Raw genomic sequence first — 18323 nt, 5'->3', positions numbered from 1 at the left:
GGAGATCTCAGTGCCTATACGACCTGTGTGGGAGCGAGCTTGCTCGCGATGAGGCCCTGACAGGCGATGGAGATCTCAGCCGGTACTTGCATCTCCCCCGCTCCACCCGCATAAACTGCCTTATGAATCTGCCCCTTGCAGCCGACCACGCCATGGCAGGCTTTCACCCCGCCGTTCGCGCCTGGTTCAGCCAGACCTTCCCGGCGGTCACGGCCGCCCAGGCCCGGGCGTGGCCGTTGATCGGCCAGCGGCGCTCGGTGCTGGTCGCGGCGCCTACCGGCTCGGGCAAGACCTTGAGCGCGTTTCTCGCGGTGCTCGATGACCTGGTGCACCGCGGCCTGGAACAAGGCGGCCTGCCCGACCAGACCCTGGTGGTCTACGTCTCGCCGCTCAAGGCCCTGAGCAACGATATCCAGATCAACCTGCAGAATCCCCTGGCCGGCATCACCGAGCAGTTGCAACGAATGGGCTTGCCACCCTTGCCGATCACCACCGCCGTACGCACCGGCGACACGCCGCAAAAAGACCGCTCGGCGATGCGCAAGACCGCGCCGCACATCCTGGTCACCACGCCCGAATCGCTCTACGTGCTGCTCGGTTCCGACTCCGGCCGGCAGATGCTCGCCAGCACCCGCACGGTGATCGTCGATGAAATCCACGCCATCGCCGCCAGCAAGCGCGGCAGCCACCTGGCCTTGAGCCTGGAGCGCCTGCAAGCCCTGTGCGCCGAACCCCTGATGCGCATCGGCCTGTCGGCCACGCAAAAGCCCATCGAAGCAGTGTCACGCTTTCTCGTCGGTGAAGGACGCGCCTGTGAAATCGTCGACATCGGCCACGCCCGTCCCCGGGACCTGGACATCGAGGTGCCACCGGTGCCGCTGTCGGCAGTGATGGCCAATGACGTGTGGGAGCTGGTCTACAACCGCCTCGCCGAGCTGGCCCGAGAGCATCGCACCACCCTGGTATTCGTCAATACGCGGCGCCTGGCCGAACGCCTCAGCCGTCATTTGAGCGAGCGCCTGGGCAAGGACGCCGTGGCCGCCCACCACGGCAGCCTGGCGAAGGAGTTTCGCCTCGACGCCGAACAACGCCTCAAGCGCGGCGAACTGCAGGTACTGATCGCCACCGCTTCCCTGGAGCTGGGCATCGATATCGGCGATGTCGACCTGGTCTGCCAGATTGCCTCGCCCCGTTCGATCTCGGCGTTCCTGCAAAGAGTGGGACGCTCTGGCCATCAGGTCGGCGGTACGCCCAAGGGCCGCCTGTTCGCCACCACCCGCGACGACTTGATCGAATGCGCCGCCCTGCTCGATTGCGTGCGCCGTGGCGAACTCGACATCCTGCACATCCCCAAGGCGCCGCTGGATGTGCTGGCCCAGCAGATCGTCGCCGAAGTCAGTTGCCAGGAATGGCCGGAACAGGCGCTGTTGGAGACCTTCCGCCGCGCCTCGCCCTACGCCGAGCTGGACGAAGGGCATTACCAGGCGCTGTTGCAGATGCTTGCCGAAGGCCTCAATGGCCGCCAGGGCGTGCGCAGCGCCTACCTGCACCGCGACGCCGTGACCCGGACCCTGCGCGGGCGCCGGGGCAGCAAACTGACGGCGGTGACCAGCGGCGGCACCATTCCGGACAACGCCGACTACAGCGTGCTGCTCGAACCCCAGGGCCTGAACATCGGCAGCGTCAACGAAGACTTCGCGGTGGAGAGCATTGCCGGCGATGTGTTCCAACTGGGCAATACGTCCTACCGCATCATCCGCGTCGAGACCGGTCGTGTGCGGGTCGAGGACGCCCAGGGCCAACCGCCGACCATTCCGTTCTGGCTCGGCGAAGCCCCGGGGCGCAGCGACGAATTGTCTTTGGCCGTGGCGCGCCTGCAAGCCCAGCTTGATCACCTGCTCGGCGCCACGCCGGGCAACCTGCAACCGGCCCTCGACTGGCTGACCGGCACGTTACGCCTGAACCTCGCCAGCGCCGAACAATTGGTCGATTACCTGGCCCCGGCGCGCCGGGCCTTCGGCGCCCTGCCGTCCCAGGACACGCTGCTGATGGAGCGGTTTTTCGACGAGTCCGGCGGCACGCAACTGATCATCCACACGCCCTTCGGCAGCCGTATCAACCGCGCCTGGGGCCTGGCCTTGCGCAAGCGCTTCTGCCGCACCTTCAACTTCGAATTGCAGGCCGCCGCCAGTGAAGACGCCATCGTGCTCTCGCTGTCCACCAGCCACAGCTTCGAGCTGGACGAGGTCTGGCGCTACCTGAACAGCCACAACGCCGAACAGATCCTGGTCCAGGCGGTGCTGGATGCACCGCTGTTCGGTGTGCGCTGGCGCTGGAACGCTGGCGTGGCCCTGGCCCTGCCGCGCTACACCGGCGGGCGCAAAGTCGCCCCGCAGATCCAGCGGATGAAAAGCGAAGACCTGATCGCCAGTGTGTTTCCGGACCAGATCGCCTGCCTGGAAAACCTCGCTGGCGAGCGGGAGATCCCCGATCACCCGCTGGTGGAACAGACCCTCGACGATTGCCTGCACGAAGCCATGGACAGCGAAGGTTGGCTGGCGCTGTTGCGGCGCATGGAAGCGGGCCAGATTCGCCTGATCAGCCGCGACCTGCCGGCGCCCTCGCCGCTGGCGGCAGAAATCCTCAGCGCCCGTCCCTACACCTTTCTCGACGACGCGCCGCTGGAAGAACGGCGGACCCAGGCGGTGATCAACCGGCGCTGGAGCGATCCACAATCCACCGACGACCTTGGCGCGCTGGACGCCGAAGCCATCCAGTCGGTCCGGGATGAGGCCTGGCCGACGCCGGCTAATCTCGATGAGATGCACGAAGCCTTGATGAGCCTGGCCTGCATCGCCGACAGCGAAGCCGACGCCTACCCATCGTGGCTGGATTGGCTGCGGGCATTGGCCGCGAGTGGGCGCGCCAGCCACGTACAGATCAGCGCCGTACGGGGTCTATGGCTGCCGCGGGAGCGCCTGACCTGCTTGCAAGCCCTCTATCCACAGGCTCGCTGGGAACCGGCACTGTCCCCACTGGCCGATTTCGATGAAGCCTGGAACGTCGACGAAGCCCTGGTGGAAGTGCTCCGCGCCCGGCTCAGTGCCTTCGGGCCGCTGCCGTTGAAGGCCATCGCCTACCCGCTGGGGTTGTCGACCCCGCAGGTCACCCAGGCCCTGGCGCAGCTCGAGCAGCAAGGCTATGTGCTGCGTGGGCGTTTCACGCCGGGCACCGGGCAGGAGGAATGGTGCGAGCGGCATTTGCTGGCGCGGATCCATCGCTATACGGTCAAGCGCCTGCGCCGGGAAATCGAGCCGGTGATGTTGCAGGACTTCATGCGCTTCCTGTTCGACTGGCAGCACCTGTCGTCGTCCACCCAGGGCCGGGGCAATGCCGTGCTGCCGTCGATCCTCGGCCAGTTCGAAGGCTACCCGGCCGCCGCCTCAGCCTGGGACAGCGACCTGTTGCCCGGGCGGATCAAGGACTATTCGCCCAGTTGGCTCGATGAGTTGTGCCGCAGCGGCAAGTGGGTATGGACGCGCCTGAGTGCGCGCCAGAAGCCGTCCGCCAGCGCCTTGCGCAGTACGCCGGTGGTGTTGCTGCCGCGCAGCCAGGTGGCGTTGTGGAGCAGCCTGGCCGGGCAAACAGCCCTTGATGAGTTGTCGCCCAAGACACAGAAAGTCCATCAGGCCCTGAGCGAGCATGGCGCGCTGTTTTTCGATGAACTGGCCCATGAAGCCCACCTGCTGCGCAGCGAACTGGAAATCGCCTTGCAGGAACTGGTGGGCGCCGGCTTGGTGAATGCCGACAGCTTTGCCGGCTTGCGCGCGCTGATCACCCCGGCCAGCAAACGCCAGGCCCGCAGCAGCCGGCGCGGGCGCGGCGCGTTTGTCGGCGGCATGGACGACGCCGGGCGCTGGGCCTTGTTGCGCCGCAGCCAACCTGCCCCCGTGGAAGGCAACCGCCCGGCGCCCACTGCGCCGGAGACCCTGGAACACATCGCCATGACCCTGCTGCGTCGTTACGGCGTGGTGTTCTGGCGCTTGCTGGAGCGGGAGGCCGAGTGGCTGCCGAGTTGGCGCGAGCTATTGCGCACTTTCCATCGCCTGGAGGCGCGGGGCGAGATTCGCGGCGGGCGTTTTGTCAGCGGCCTGGCGGGCGAACAATTCGCCCTGCCCGAAGCGATTGCGTTGCTGCGCGAAACCCGCCGCCGCCCCACCGATGGCAGCTTGGTGGCGGTGTGCGGCGTCGACCCGCTGAACCTGGCCGGCACCTTGTTGCCGGGGGCGAAAGTGCCGGCGCTGGCGAGTAATCGGCTGGTGTATCGGGACGGGTTGCCGGTGGCGGCGCAGATTGCCGGCAAGCAGCATCTTTGGGTGGAGTTGGATGCTCAAGGGATGGCTGAGGTCCGGAACAAGCTTGTTCAGAAAGGTTGAGGGTGCCTGGGCGGGCCCTATCGCGAGCAAGCTCGCTCCCACAGGGGTTGTACATTCACCACAAACCTACTGTGGGAGCGAGCTTGCTCGCGATGGGGCCGGCAGCCCCACCACAAACCTCACTCACTACCGAGGTTGATCAGGCACCTCTTCCCCCTCTTTCTTCTCCTCAACCAACCGCTTGGGCAACATCACCTGCTGTGGATAAGTCTGCGCAAAGTGCACCGCCGGGTGGTTATCCACAAGCTTCTTCAACTGCTGGTTGAACGCTCGGCTCACCGCATATTGCCCACCCGACACGGTGCGGAACTGCGCCGTGAGCACCACGCCGTTGAGGTCCATCTTGTCCACGCCGAATACATCCAGCGGCCCTTGCAGGTTGAATTTGAGAAACGGGTCTTCGGCGATCGAACGCCCGGCTTCGCGGATCAGCTCGATGGCCTGGTCGACATCGGTGTCGTAAGTGAATTGCACGGAGAAAAACGCAAAGGCGAATTGCCGGGACTGGTTGGTCACCGCCTTGATCTGGCCGAATGGCACCGAGTGCACGAAACCCTTGCCGTCGCGCAGGCGCAGGGTGCGGATGGTCAAGCCCTCGACGGTACCGGCGTGGCCGGAGTCGAGCACCACCCAGTCGCCGATGGATAGCGTGTCTTCGATGATGATGAACAGCCCGGTGATCACGTCCTGCACCAGTTGCTGCGAACCGAAACCAATCGCCAAGCCCACCACCCCGGCACCGGCCAGCAACGGCGCGACGTTGATACCCAGGTTGGCCATGGTGGTGATCGCGCAAATCACCACCAGGATGATTTTCGCCGCGTTGCGCAACAGCGGCAGGATGGTCTTGACCCTGGTGCTGGGCTGGCGGGCGCCGCGTTTGTTCAGTGGTGGTTTCAAGGCTTCCTGGATTGCCGTATCGAGCACTACCCACGTGAGCCAGGTCATCAGGAAAATCAGGCCGATGCGGCTCAAGGAGTCACTGATCGCCCGCCCCACGGCATTGCGCGAGGCGAACTCGAACAGCGAAATGCCCCAGATCCGCCCGAGGATTTCAATGAATGCCACTGCCATGACGATCCGCAACAATGCATGCAGCAAGCTCAACAGCCGGCCCTTGTAAGCGCTGTTGCGTTGGATGGCCTCGGCCTTGGGCGACTTGAAGATGTGCTGGAACACCGTGCTGAGGAACACCATCGCAATCAGCAGGATCGTGGTGAACAACGCGCAACGCAGGGCTTTCTGGTTGTCCTCGCCGACACCGATCAGGCTCACCGCCGACACCAGCACCATCAAAAGGATCGGCCAATACCAGAGCCCGGAGAAAATCCGCAGCGACTCCTGCAAGGCCGGTTGTTTCAAGCGCTGGGCCAGAGGGCGGTTGCGGATCAGGTGCGCCACCGGGCGGCGCATGCGGATCACCAGCCAGCCAAAGATCATCGACGCCGACAACCCGGTGAACACCGCGATGCTGCTGGTGATGTTGCCACCCAGTTGCCGGGCGATCTGCGGGCTGGTCAGGGCATCGCTGAGGGCGGCGAGAAAGCCGATCAGGAACAACGGTCGGGGGCTGAAACGCCGGATCATCGCCACCGCCCGGCGTTTGTGGCCGGCGTTGAACATCACGATCACGCACAGCAACACCGAAGTGGAGAAAATACCGCTGCTGGTGGCGTAGGCGAAGCACAACGCCAGGGCGCGACCAACCGAGACTTGCAGAAAGTGACTGACGTAGAGGGTCAACGGCAGGCAGATCAATGCCGCAGCGGTGTACGGCAGCAGATAACCGAGCAGGTCGCGCACGCGTCGGCGGGTGCGCAGCCAGCGCCGGTGGCCCAGATGTCGCAACAACAACCGCGCCGCGGACCAGATCAGCGCAAACGCGCCAATCCAGACACTGGACAGCAACAGGAAATCCCCCGCCACGCGCCAGGACGAACGGGACGTCTGGTCCACCAGCCGGTCCACCTCGTCCGCCGCCCGGTCCGCCCGCAGGCGCCAGGCATCCACCAGGCTTTGGTTGAGGTCGAGTTTGTCCTGGACGTCGTCGATGCTCGAACTGATGGCCCCCAATAAACCGCCCTGCACCAGCGGCGCAGGTTCGGCGGGCGGTTCATCGGGCTTGGTGGTGCCAGGGACAGCGGCGGTCCCGTAGGCGCTGGTGCCGGTCAGCACCAGCAAGAACAGCAGCAATACAGTGCTCAATCGAGACAAAACGCGAGGCTCCTTCACACGGGATCGGTAAGGAACTGATCAATATTGGGCCGGCAAGTTCGCTCGCAAGGTCAATACAAAACCTTTGGTTCTCTGCCGCCGGGCATCCCATCGAAACTTTCCAGGCCGCGCGACAGTCATCAAAAGACACAGGCGGTACGAGGTCATTGGCACGGGAGGGATACATGACGGCGATCCACATTGGCATTTCCGGCTGGCGCTACACGCCTTGGCGGGGGGATTTCTACCCCAAGGGGCTGACCCAGAAACGGGAACTGCAATTTGCCTCGCGAGCGGTCAACAGTATCGAAATCAATGGATCGTTCTACGCCCTGCAACGCCCCGAACGGTATGCCCAGTGGTATGCCGAGACGCCGCCCGGCTTCGTGTTCAGCGTCAAGGCCCCGCGCTTCATCACCCACATCAAGCGCCTGCGGGACATCCACAAGCCTTTGGCTAACTTCTTCGCCTCCGGCGTGCTGGAGCTCAAGGAGAAATTGGGGGCAATCCTCTGGCAGTTTCCACCCAGCTTCAAGTTCGACCCCGAACTGTTCGAAGACTTCCTCAAGCAATTGCCCCACGACACCGAAGGCGCCGCCGTCCTGGCCCGGGAGCATGAGCCGCGCCTGGACGGCCACGCCAGCACCGAGACCGATAAAAAGCGGCCGCTGCGCCACGCCGTGGAAATCCGTCACGAGAGTTTTATCGACCCCCACTTCATCACGTTGCTCAAGCGCTACGACGTGGCCTTGGTGATCGCCGACACAGCCGGCAAATGGCCCTATCGCGAAGACGTCACCAGCGATTTCGTCTACCTGCGCCTGCACGGCGCCGAGGAGTTGTACGCCAGCGGCTACACCGACGAGGCGTTGAAGCGCTGGGGCGACCGGATCGAGGCCTGGAGCCACGGCAAGCAGCCGAGCGACGCGCACCTGATCGACCCGGACAAGAAACCCCGGGCACGCAAGAGCCGGGAAGTGTTCTGCTATTTCGACAACGACATCAAAGTCCGCGCGCCCTACGACGCACGCCATTTGCTGGAGCGTTTCCATCTGGACAAGGACCTCGCTACCGCGCCCGGCCAGCGACCGGCCGAAGGGGTGTTGCCATGAACCGTTCGCAAACCAGCGAAGCGACCTGCGAGCCGACCCGACAAGGGGCTCAGGATCTCGACCGGGTCAGCCGTTTCACCGTGCTGACCGTCAACACCCACAAGGGCTTCACCGCCCTGAATCGGCGCTTCATCCTGCCGGAACTGCGCGAAGCGGTGCGCAGTGTATCCGCCGACGTGGTGTTCCTGCAGGAAGTCCACGGCACCCACGAACACCATCCCCAGCGCTACAGCAACTGGCCGAGCATGCCGCAATACGAATTCCTCGCCGACACCCTTTGGCCACAGTTCGCCTATGGGCGCAACGCGGTGTACCCGGCGGGCGACCATGGCAATGCGTTGTTGTCGAAATTCCAGATCATCCGCCACGACAACCTGGACGTGTCCATCAGCGGCCATGAAAACCGCGGCATGCTCCACAGCGTGCTGCGCCTGCCGGGCGATGGGCAGGATGTGCATGCCATCTGCGTCCACTTGGGGCTGCGCGAAGGTCATCGTGTCGAGCAACTCAAGCTGCTTTGCCAACGCTTGAGCGAACTGCCGCCCGATGCACCGGTGATCGTTGCCGGCGACTTCAACGATTGGCGCGGCAAAGCCAGTGAGCTGCTCGAACCCTGCGGCCTGCGGGAAGTATTCGCCGAGCAGTGGGGCAAGCCGGCCCGCAGCTTTCCGGCGCGCCTGCCGATTCTGCGCCTGGACCGCATCTACGTGCGCAACCTCAAGGCCCATCATCCCAAGGTGTTGAATGTACGACCCTGGTCGCACCTTTCCGACCATGCACCGCTGTCGGTGGAGATCGAATTATGAGCGCGATGATGGACAAGGCGACGGTGGAACAGGTCGACACGACGCCCACCGAACGCAACCCGGCGCTGGCCGATATCGAATACGGCTGGCACGGCAACAATCGCGTCACGCTGCTGGAAAACGGCGAAGAGTACTTCCCCAGGGTCTTCGAGGCCATTCGCCGGGCCGAAACAGAAATCCTGCTTGAGACCTTCATTCTGTTCGAGGACAAGGTCGGCTACGAACTGCGGGACCTGCTGGTGGAAGCCGCCCAGCGTGGCGTGCGCATCACCGTCAGCCTCGATGGCTTCGGCTGCGGTGAATTGACCACCGCTTTCCTGGCCTCGTTGAGCGACGCCGGGGTGCGCTTGCAGATGTTCGACCCGGCGCCCCGGCACTTGGGGATCCGTACCAACTGGTTCCGCCGCCTGCACCGCAAGATCGTGGTGGTGGACGGGGTGATTGCCTTCATCGGCGGGATCAACTTTTCCGCCGACCACTTGGGGGATTTCGGCCCCGAGGCCAAGCAGGACTATTCCGTGGAGATCAAGGGGCCGGCGGTGGTGGATATCCATCACTTCGCCCTGCTGCAAAGCGGCCGGCCGGCCCGAGCCAAGTATTGGTGGCAACGCCGCCGCAGCCGCCGCAACGAGCTGGCCTTCAACGACCATGACGGCCAGGTGCGCCTGGTCTACCGGGATAACCACGAGCATCAGACCGACATCGAAGAGGTCTACCTGCAAGTGCTGCGCAGCGCCCAGCGGCGGGTGGTGATCGCCAATGCGTATTTCTTCCCCGGTTACCGGCTGCTGCGCGAGATCCGCAACGCCGCGCGGCGCGGCGTGGAGGTGCGGCTGATCCTGCAAGGGCAACCGGACATGATGATTGCCAAGCTCGCGGCCCGGATGCTCTACAGCTACCTGCTCAAGGCCGGCGTGGTGATCTACGAATACTGCGAGCGGCCGCTGCACGGCAAAGTCGCCTTGGTGGATGAGGACTGGAGCACGGTGGGGTCAAGCAACCTCGACCCGCTGAGCCTGTCGCTGAACCTGGAAGCCAACGTGCTGATCCGGGACCGGACGTTCAACCGCGAGCTGTTCGAGCGCCTCGACTACCTGAGCCGAAACCATTGCACGGTCATGCCCGAAAACCATGCGCCGCGGGGCCTGCTGTGGCGCATGACCATCGGTTTCATGGTGTTCCACTTTTTGCGCCATTTCCCGGCCTGGGCCGGCTGGCTGCCGGCCCATAAACCGCGTCTGAAACCTTTTTCACCGCCGACGGCGGTCCGGAGCGAACCCCATGAACCACTCTGAAGCGCACACCGCGCCGAGAGATGCCCATGCGCCGGAACAGGCCAAGCCCAAATCCCGCTGGAGCCGTTGGAAAAGACCGCTGACCCTGGTGTTTTTCCTGCTGTTGATCGTGCTCTTCACCGCCCTGGCCCGGCGCATCGATTGGTCCGAGGTGTTCACCACCCTGGCCGATTTCAAAGTGCGCACCTTGATCATCGCCGCTGCGCTGACCATCACCAGTTTCATCACCTATGCCTGCTTCGATCTGATCGGACGCACCTACATCCGCCAGAAACTCGGTTGGCGGCAGATTTTGCCGGTGGGGGTGATCAGTTATGCCTTCAATCTCAACCTCAGCGCCTGGGTAGGCGGTATCGCCATGCGCTATCGACTGTATTCGCGGCTGGGCGTCAGCAGCGGGAACATCGCCAAGATCCTCGGCCTGAGCCTGGCCACCAACTGGTTCGGCTACATGACCCTGGCCGGGGTGGTGTTCAGCAGCGGCCTGGTGACCATGCCGCCGGGCTGGAAGCTCAGCAGCGATGCGTTGCAAGGCGTGGGCGTGCTGTTGTTGCTGGCCAGTGCCGGATACCTGGCGGCCTGCCGGTTTTCCAAGCGACGGGCCTGGACCGTGCGCGGCATGGAAATCAACCTGCCGTCGCTGCGCATGGCAGTGCTGCAACTGGCGTTGGGCGCACTGAACTGGTCGTTGATGGCGGCGGTGATTTTCACCTTGCTGCCCAGCAAACTGGATTACCCGATGGTGCTCGGGGTGTTGCTGATCAGCAGCATTGCCGGGGTCATCACTCACATTCCGGCGGGGCTTGGGGTGTTGGAGGCGGTGTTCGTTGCCCTGCTGCAACATGAGGTGTCGCGGGGCAGCCTGCTGGCGGGGCTGATCGCTTACCGGGCGATCTATTTCATCCTGCCGTTGCTGATTACCGTGGTGATGTACCTGGTGATCGAGGCGAAGGCCAAGGCGTTGCGGGTCAAGCCTGGGGTCAAGTGATGGGTTGCCTGGCCTGGCCCCATCGCGAGCAAGCTCGCTCCCACATTGGATCTGTTGTGAACACACCTATCTTGATCGCTACCCCCCCTGTGGGAGCGAGCTTGCTCGCGAAGAGGCCCGCGCAGACGACACAAAATCCAGATCAGCGCTCCTGGATAATGCTCAACCGTTCTCCCACCACCATTTCCGTGATCCAGTCCACCAGGATCGAGGTGTAGGCCTGTTGTGACACGGGGTTGCTCAAGGCATGGTCGGCGCCGTCGATGATGCGGTGGGTCAGCGAATGGGTCTGCTGGCACGCCGCCCGGTAGCTCATGATCGTGGCATGGGGCACGTAGGCATCGGTCTCGGACTCCACCAGCAACACATCGCCGGTGAACTGCGAGCATGCGTGCAAGGCGCGATTGGTGCTGGCGTGCACCAGGGTGCTGCGGTAATCCAGCAGGTCAGTCTTGTCCAGGTCGCGCTTGGGCGTGTGCCATTGCTCGTCGCGGTACAACGCCGGCACCCGCAGGGCCAGCCAGCGCACCGGGCGCAGCGACGTCAGGATCGAGGCCAGGTAACCGCCATAACTGGTGCCCACCACGGCAATCGCCGAGGTATCCAAGGCGGGGTGGGCGAGCAAGCGGTCGTATGCCGCCAACACATCCCGCAGGTTGTCCTCGCGGGTCACTCGGGACAACGGGATGCCCGCCCCGCCGGTGTGCCCGCGCAAGTCGAAGGTCAGGCACACGCAACCGAGGCCGGCGATGCCTTTGGCCCGTTCCAGGTCGCGCTCCTGGCTGCCACCCCAGCCGTGTACGAACAACACGCCGGGGACCTTCGATTTGGGGCTCAGGAACGTCCCGTCCATGCGTTCATTGTCGATTTCGATTTGAATGGTTTCACTTCTAGCCGTCATAGGATTGAACCGTTACGTATTTGAGAAGAAAGTCGCTGTTGTGGGCCTCGCCGCGATAAACCTCCCTGGCCCCGGCTGGCAGCGGTTGGTCGACGTAGGTTTCCACCGAAGACACCCGCACCGCGCTGGTCTCAGGCGTTTCGACGAACACCTGCAACGCCGCCAGTTCGGCGCTACTGGCCCCGCCCATGCGCCACGACTGTTCCAACACGCCGCCACGGGGCTGGCCGGCGGCATCCAGGCCTTGGGCAATGTCGTAATTGCGCCGCGACGCAAAAAAACTCGGGTAGGCCTGGTTGGCGGCGTCATCGAACACTTGCGCCAGCCGCACCGCCTCGCGCACATCGTCGGACAGTTCGAGCCTGAGCAACTCGATGTAGCCGCCCTGCACCACCAGCAGGTCCGACCCGCCGTACACCTCCACGCCTTCGCTGTCGTGAGTCAGGTGTTGCACGCCGCAATAGCTCAGGACCTGGCCGTTGATGAAGCTCTGGCCGACGCTCTGGGTCTTGACCTCATTGAGGTGCTGTTCCAGCACCACGCCATCGCGAAACAGCGCCTGGGCGTCGGGCCCGGCGGCGACTTCATCGAACTGCGCCAGGCTCTTGATCAACTGTTGACCACGTCCGGCACAGGCATGGATCGGCTTGATGCGGATCGGCCCGGTGTAGAGCAAATGTTCGGCGGCCGGGCGGGCGTCCTTGAGCGAAAAGACCGTCACGCCATCGAGCACCGCGCCTCGCGTGAGCTTGGCAAACAGCGGCGACCAGCCTTTGGGCGCCACCGCGTCCTTATTCAACAGACCGTGGGTAATCGCCTTGGTGCAGATAAAATCATGCTCGACATACCCACCCCACACATCCTCCGGCCCCTTCACCCCCAGGCGCATCAAGGTTTCGGTGCCGATCAGGGTTTGCGTGGGCAACAGATAAAGATCCTGACCGGCCTGGGTGTCATGGCTGTCGCCGTACTCCCAACCCAGGATCTGCGCCAGCCACTGGGCCAGTGCACGGTTGGTCTCGACCTCATGGCGCGGCGCTTGCGGATTGACCGAATAGGCCACGACCCGTTTGTTGCGATTGACTGATGTCATGCGGTGCCCTTCCTCCTGCGCTCGATGGCTTTAGATATGCCTGCAAATCAGGAAAGTTGCAGAGATCAGGCCAACGAGGTGATGGACGATGAGGGGTCAGCCAAGCGGGCGCATCGCAAGCAATTGATAGCACCGGGCCTGTTTCATTCTGCACGACATGCGCTTGGCATCCCGCAAATTGCACGATATCCAGCGGCAGACGAAGCGCCCCCTGTGGCGAGGGAGCTTGCTCCCGCTGGGGTGCGAAGCGCCCCCCCAAAGAATTACACAGATGTGTCAGTTGGGATGATGGGGCTGCTGCGCAGCCCAGCGGGAGCAAGCTCCCTCGCCACAAAGGGTCCAGTGTCAGCCTTTGGGAATGCCCAGCGGGCTCACCCCAAACCTCGCCCGATAATCGCTCGGCGCCAACCCGGTGATTTTCCTGAACGTCGCGCGAAAGGCACTGGGGTCCTGGTAGCCGACGGTCCAGGCAATGTGGTCGATGGTGCCATTGGTGAACTCCAGCATTTCCCGGGCCTTGCCGACCCGCAAGTGCTGGCAGTATTCGGTGGGTTTGAGCCCGGTGGCGGCACGGAACCGGCGCAGGAAGGTGCGCTCTTCCAGCCCGGCCCGTTCGGCCATCGCACCGAGGGAAACCTCCACCGCGCCGTTGCTTTGCAACCAATGCTGGACCTTGAGAATCGCCGCATCGCCGTGGCCGAGGATGGGCGCGAAGTTACTGCCGCACTGGCTCGCACTGTCGCTGTGTTCGATCACCAGAAATTGCGCGGTGCGCGTGGCGATGCTGGGCCCGAGCAGGCGGTCCACCAGGCGCAGTCCCAGTTCCGACCAGGCCATCAGCCCGGCGGTGGTGATCAGGTCGCCGTCGTCGACAATCGGTTTGTCGGCGTTGAGCTTGATCTTCGGGTAACGGGCGGCGAAATCCTTGGCCGAACTCCAATGGGTGGTGGCGCTGCGCCCATCGAGCAGGCCGCTTTCGGCCAACAGAATCGAGCCGACACACACGCCGCCCAACACGGTGCCGCCCGCATGCTGCGTCCGCAGCCAATCCAGCAGCGTGGGCGAGGCCAAGTCGTCATCGAAGCCGGCGAGGGACGGCGGAATCAGCAACGCCACCAAATGGCCCGCCGGGCCGGTTTCGCTGTCGAACACTCGCCGCGGCGCCTCGCCGTTGTCGGTCTGCCAGTGACTGATCCGCAACCGTGGCAATGGTGCACTGGCGTGCTCGGCCGCGATCCGCTGGGCCACGGCAAACAGATCGGTCAAGCCATGCACCGCCGCCATTTGCGCGCCGGGGTAGATGAGCACCCCAAGCTCGGCGACTGCCCTTTGCTGCGCCATTGTCAGTTTTCCCTCGCTTATTGTCGTTGCGGCCAATCCTCGAACCGGCGGTAAAGGCCAATACTGGCGCCCTACTCCACCTGATCGAAGGAAGCCCTCATGTCCAAGCAAGCGCTCATCGTAGTCGATATCCAGAACGACTACTTCCCCCAGGGAAAATGGCCGTTGGTCGGTGCCCAAGCCGCCGCCGATAACGCCGCACGGTTGATCGAAGCCTTTCGTCAGGCCGGCGACAGCGTGGTGCACATCCGCCACGAATTCACCTCCTCCGACGCGCCGTTCTTCACCCCAGGCTCCGAAGGCGCACAGTTGCACCCCAAGGTGCTCAACCGCGCCGACGAACCGGCGGTCCTCAAGCACTTCGTCAATGCGTTCCGCGAAACCGAACTGCAAGCCCTCCTCGACCAGCACGGCATCGAACAGTTGGTGGTGGTCGGCAGCATGAGCCACATGTGCGTCGATGGCGTGGTGCGGGCAGCGGCGGACCTGGGCTACGGCGTCACGGTGATCCACGATGCCTGCGCCACCCTCGACCTGGAATTCAACGGCGTCGTCGTGCCGGCTGCCCAAGTGCATGCGGCGTTCATGGCAGCGCTGGGGTTTGCCTATGCGAGTGTGGTGAGTACCGAGCAATTCCTGGCTGACCATCAATAAACCCACGGCACAGCTAAAAAAACCGCGCTTCATTTTCCAAGTGCGGTTTTGCCTCAGGCATCAACGGCGTGTCTGGAGGCGATCAAGTCTCCAGCACGTGCAACAACCGCGGCATCGTCGCCACGAACCCCATCTGCTGCGCTTCGCGCGCCATCCCCTTCAGCTTCTCGCCGCTGGCTTGATCGGCGTTGCGCAGCCACTGCCCCGCCACATCGATCAGCCGCACATGGTGGTTGATCCAGGCGCACGACGCCGACTCGGGCAATGCCGCCATCTGTTGCCCATGCCAGATAGCCTTTTCGATATTGCCCGCCAACAGGCAGGTTTCAGCGGCCGCCACGCGAAAGCGCAAGGCGTTGTGGGCCAGGCAGGCTTGGGTGAGCTGGGCTTCGCCCTTCGCCAAGGCCTGCTGGCTGAACGGTCCGTCGTCGCTGATCATCGCCAGGCTGCCGTAGACCCAAGGCCCGATGTAGCGCTGCAGCTCGAAGCGTTCCACCAGGCTCGCCGCCTCCATGATCAAGGTCTGCGCCAGCCCGCGCTCGCCCTGGCGCAACGCCACCCGCGCCAACCCTTCCAACAGGATCGCTTCGAAACGGCTGGCGCCAAGGTTGCGCGCCAGCGTCAGGGCACTGCTCAGCTCTTGTTCCGCCAAGGCATCCTGGCCGCCCGCCACCAGCACCCAGGCCGCAGTGAGCCGCGAGAAAACCTGCGCTCGATGATTGCCCAGCCGGGTGCTGCATTCGATGGCTTCCATGGCGTCACGCAAGGCGGGCTCTGGCTGGCCCAGGTACAACTGCGCCGATCCACGGGCGCTGCGATTGGCCGCCTCCATGTGTGTCCACCCATTGCGTTCGCACAGGCGTACGCATTGATCGAAGACCTCGTAGGCGGTCTGCATGCGCCCTTGTGCGTAATAGGAGTCGCCAATGCCACTCAAGGCCTTGGCCTCGGTTTCCAGGTCCAGGCCGATGCGAGCAAAGGACAACGCTTCTTCATGAAGGCGGCGACACTCGGCGTAATCACCCCGTGGGAAATAGATATTCCCGCGCAAGTGATTCAACCGGGCAAGCGCCGCATGGGCCTGCATGGACCGGGCGATGGGCAGCACGTCCTCGATCAGGCGCTCCTCCTCGTCCAGGCAATCGAGGGTATTGAGGACTGCCGCCAGCCCCAACGCGGCCTCGATCCGATCCTGCGGCTGCTCGGCCAATGCCAAGGCGCGCTGGAAATGCGCCCGGGCCTCCACGGTCTGGCCCAGGCCCGAGCACGCCTGGCCACACAACAACGCGAAGGGAAAATTGCCCTGCGCGCGTTCGGCAAACGCCGAGCATTGCCGCGCCAGCGCAAGGACACTGTCGTACTGGCAGGCCAGCCGTTTTTCGCCCATGGCCACCAACAGCGCGTCGAACGCCGCCGGATCGTTGGCCCGCAGCAAATGCTGGGCATAAAGCACCCGGTCGCGCGCGCGATAGAGATTCGCCACGTCACCGTGCAACTGCTCGCGCAGCAACGTGGGCATCGCGTCGTAAAGGCAGTGCATGACCAGATCGTGGACAAACAGATAGCTGCCTGGCTCGACCTCCCGCAACAACCCCTGGCGCATGTCTGCGGTCGGCAGATAACCGGGCTGCCCCAGCGCTTCGCGCCACAGCGTCAGCTCGAAGCGATTGCCCAGCACCGCGGCGTAATGCAGGGCGCGACGTTGCTCGGGGGCCAATTTGTCAAAGCGGGTCTGGATCAAATGCCGCAGGCTGTCAGGGAACACCCCTTGCTGGCTCGACAGCAGTTGCGTCAGGTACAGCGGGTTGCCTTGGGCGCGGGCGACACATTCAGCCCGGTAGCGCGGATCGACCTCAGTGAATTGCTCCGCCAGGACCGTGGCCTCCCGCGCCCGGATCGGCGCGATGTCGAGCAGACTCATGGGGCTGGAGGAATGCGTACGGATTGCGCTTTCCAGCGGATCGCCTTCGGGACGGGACGTCAGCAGCCAGACCACCGGTGCTTCGTCAGTGGCATCGAGCAGCCTGCCCAGCAGCATAAACAGCGTGGCATCGCCCCAGTGCAGGTCTTCGACGCAGATCAGCAAAGGCTGTTGCACCGCGATGCGCAGCAACACGTCGAGCAAGGCCTGGAACAATCCCTGGGTACGGGCCTGGTTGCTCATTGCGCCATACAGGGCCAGAGACTCGGCAGACGACACCCCCGTCAGCACTTGCAAGAACATCCGGTGTTCGGCGGCCACTTTCAGGCGGGACAAAGCGGCATCCAACAGCGGGGCGCTGACGGACGCCGCGCCACCCAGGTTGAGCAGGCTGGCCAGCAGTTGCCCCAGGGGCCAAAGGCTGTTGTTCATGCCGAAATCCAACACATCGCCGCGATGGCAGGCAAAGCCACGCTGCCGGGCCATTTCGAAAAACTCGCTGACCAGGCGGGTCTTGCCAATGCCCGCCACGCCCCGCACATAGACGATGTGCCCGTCCTGGCATTCCTGGGTGGCCTCGATCACCGCCTTGAACTGCAAGAGCTCGATGGCCCGTCCCACCAACGGACGCGGCGCGTTTTCGTCGAGGCTGCGCGGGCGCAGGCATTTGCGATAGGCCTGAAACTCATCGTCGCTGGACGAAAATTCAAACCGTGCAGCGAGCTGCTCCAGCAGGTTTTGCGCAACATACACCGGGGCGTGGCCATGACGATCCAACAGCGGCTTTTGCGCGAGCAAGACAGGCTCGACCGCAGGCTCTATCTCTATGGTGTCTGCGCTCAGGCGCACAAGCCGCAGCAACAAGGCATGCCCGGACATGACGAATTGCTCCCGACTCAGCGCCAGCGCGCAGAGCAGGCCCCGCTCGCTATCGCTGCGATAGGCCTGTGGCGAACCGAACTGGGCGATCACCACATCCTGCGTCATCCCCAGTGGCACGCCACCGAACTGACGCACCAGGCGCTCGATTTCTGCCATGAACGTCGTCGCCGGCAGCCCATCGATCCGAAAGGACAGCTCCAGCACGTAGCGGATGACGCTGTCATCGACCTGTTTCAGCGCCTGTTGCGCAAAGGCCGCCTGGTGCACCGCGCTCATCGTCTGTTGGATGTGCGCCAAAGCCGCCGAGGCGGGAGTGCCCAGCAGCTCACTCACATCGACCCCGAAGGCCGTCGCCAAGTGCCGAGCCGTGCGGTAAAGCACCGGCTTGCCGGTTTCGGCCCGCTTGATGGAGGCGATCGAGACGCACAGATGCCGGTTCAGGCAGGCCTCGGCCAGGGTTTCCTGGCTCAGGCCATGCTGTTTGCGCAGGCCTTTCAACGACACGGCGTCCAGCAGGACACGGCCGTCGGATATCGAGGCATCACGCCTGGGCAGGGCAGCAAAGGTGTTTGGTCGGGAGTCCATGTCGATAGCCCTTCTACCCTGGGACAACGGCAGCCGATCGAGTGTACTCCTGCGCCTCGCCCGGGTTAACGAAAAGATGGCATTTGGCCTGATAC

11 protein-coding genes are annotated in these 18323 nt (G+C 63.9%); 6 read left to right on the top strand and 5 right to left on the bottom strand.

Annotated elements, in window-relative coordinates; genetic code table 11:
* Window positions 1-122 precede the first annotated feature (122 nt).
* On the top strand, window positions 123-4436 hold the full coding sequence (locus tag BLO80_RS24855) for a DEAD/DEAH box helicase (protein WP_092332215.1): 4314 nt from the start codon (window positions 123-125) through the stop codon (window positions 4434-4436).
* A gap of 126 nt (window positions 4437-4562) precedes the next feature.
* Here the strand turns inward: BLO80_RS24855 and BLO80_RS24850 are convergent, their stop codons facing one another.
* Window positions 4563-6650 carry a mechanosensitive ion channel family protein gene (locus tag BLO80_RS24850; protein ID WP_092332217.1) on the bottom strand — a complete coding sequence of 696 codons (2088 nt, stop codon included), beginning with the start codon at window positions 6648-6650 and terminating at the stop codon, window positions 4563-4565.
* A gap of 185 nt (window positions 6651-6835) precedes the next feature.
* Between BLO80_RS24850 and BLO80_RS24845 the strand changes: the two genes are divergently transcribed.
* From BLO80_RS24845 to BLO80_RS24830, 4 genes are read left to right on the top strand one after another with little or no spacing between them, the layout of a single operon-like run.
* Entirely contained in the window at window positions 6836-7762 is a 927-nt protein-coding gene (locus BLO80_RS24845) for a DUF72 domain-containing protein (protein ID WP_092332220.1), read from the top strand.
* Entirely contained in the window at window positions 7759-8568 is an 810-nt protein-coding gene (locus BLO80_RS24840) for an endonuclease/exonuclease/phosphatase family protein (protein ID WP_092332222.1), read from the top strand. Before BLO80_RS24845 ends, BLO80_RS24840 begins: the two co-directional genes overlap by 4 nt.
* Window positions 8565-9863, top strand: a complete 1299-nt coding sequence (gene clsB, locus BLO80_RS24835) for a cardiolipin synthase ClsB (protein ID WP_092332225.1) — start codon at window positions 8565-8567, stop codon at window positions 9861-9863. Before BLO80_RS24840 ends, clsB begins: the two co-directional genes overlap by 4 nt.
* Entirely contained in the window at window positions 9850-10851 is a 1002-nt protein-coding gene (locus tag BLO80_RS24830; protein WP_092332227.1) for a lysylphosphatidylglycerol synthase domain-containing protein, read from the top strand. Before clsB ends, BLO80_RS24830 begins: the two co-directional genes overlap by 14 nt.
* 142 nt (window positions 10852-10993) lie before the next feature.
* On the opposite strand, the gene BLO80_RS24825 is transcribed toward BLO80_RS24830, so the two are convergent.
* The 3 genes from BLO80_RS24825 to BLO80_RS24815 form a co-directional block, all read right to left on the bottom strand.
* Entirely contained in the window at window positions 10994-11752 is a 759-nt protein-coding gene (locus BLO80_RS24825) for an alpha/beta hydrolase family protein (protein ID WP_092332230.1), read from the bottom strand.
* Window positions 11742-12845 (bottom strand): DUF3182 family protein, encoded by a 1104-nt coding sequence (locus BLO80_RS24820; RefSeq protein ID WP_092332233.1) that lies wholly within the window; start codon window positions 12843-12845, stop codon window positions 11742-11744. Before BLO80_RS24820 ends, BLO80_RS24825 begins: the two co-directional genes overlap by 11 nt.
* Before the next feature lie 345 nt (window positions 12846-13190).
* On the bottom strand, window positions 13191-14186 hold the full coding sequence (locus BLO80_RS24815) for a GlxA family transcriptional regulator (RefSeq protein ID WP_092332236.1): 996 nt from the start codon (window positions 14184-14186) through the stop codon (window positions 13191-13193).
* A 99-nt stretch (window positions 14187-14285) separates the two neighbouring features.
* Here BLO80_RS24815 and BLO80_RS24810 point away from each other — a divergent pair, with 99 nt between their 5' ends.
* Complete coding sequence (locus BLO80_RS24810) at window positions 14286-14840, top strand: cysteine hydrolase family protein (RefSeq protein ID WP_092332239.1); 555 nt, start codon at window positions 14286-14288, stop codon at window positions 14838-14840.
* Window positions 14841-14922: 82 nt separating this feature from the next.
* Here BLO80_RS24810 and BLO80_RS24805 read toward each other — a convergent pair whose 3' ends face one another.
* Entirely contained in the window at window positions 14923-18228 is a 3306-nt protein-coding gene (locus BLO80_RS24805; protein ID WP_092332242.1) for an ATP-binding protein, read from the bottom strand.
* Window positions 18229-18323 lie beyond the last annotated feature (95 nt).

This window comes from Pseudomonas sp. NFACC56-3 (genome assembly GCF_900100025.1).
Classification (GTDB): domain Bacteria; phylum Pseudomonadota; class Gammaproteobacteria; order Pseudomonadales; family Pseudomonadaceae; genus Aquipseudomonas; species Aquipseudomonas fluorescens_AA.
This window is presented reverse-complemented; position numbering and strand designations above follow the sequence as displayed.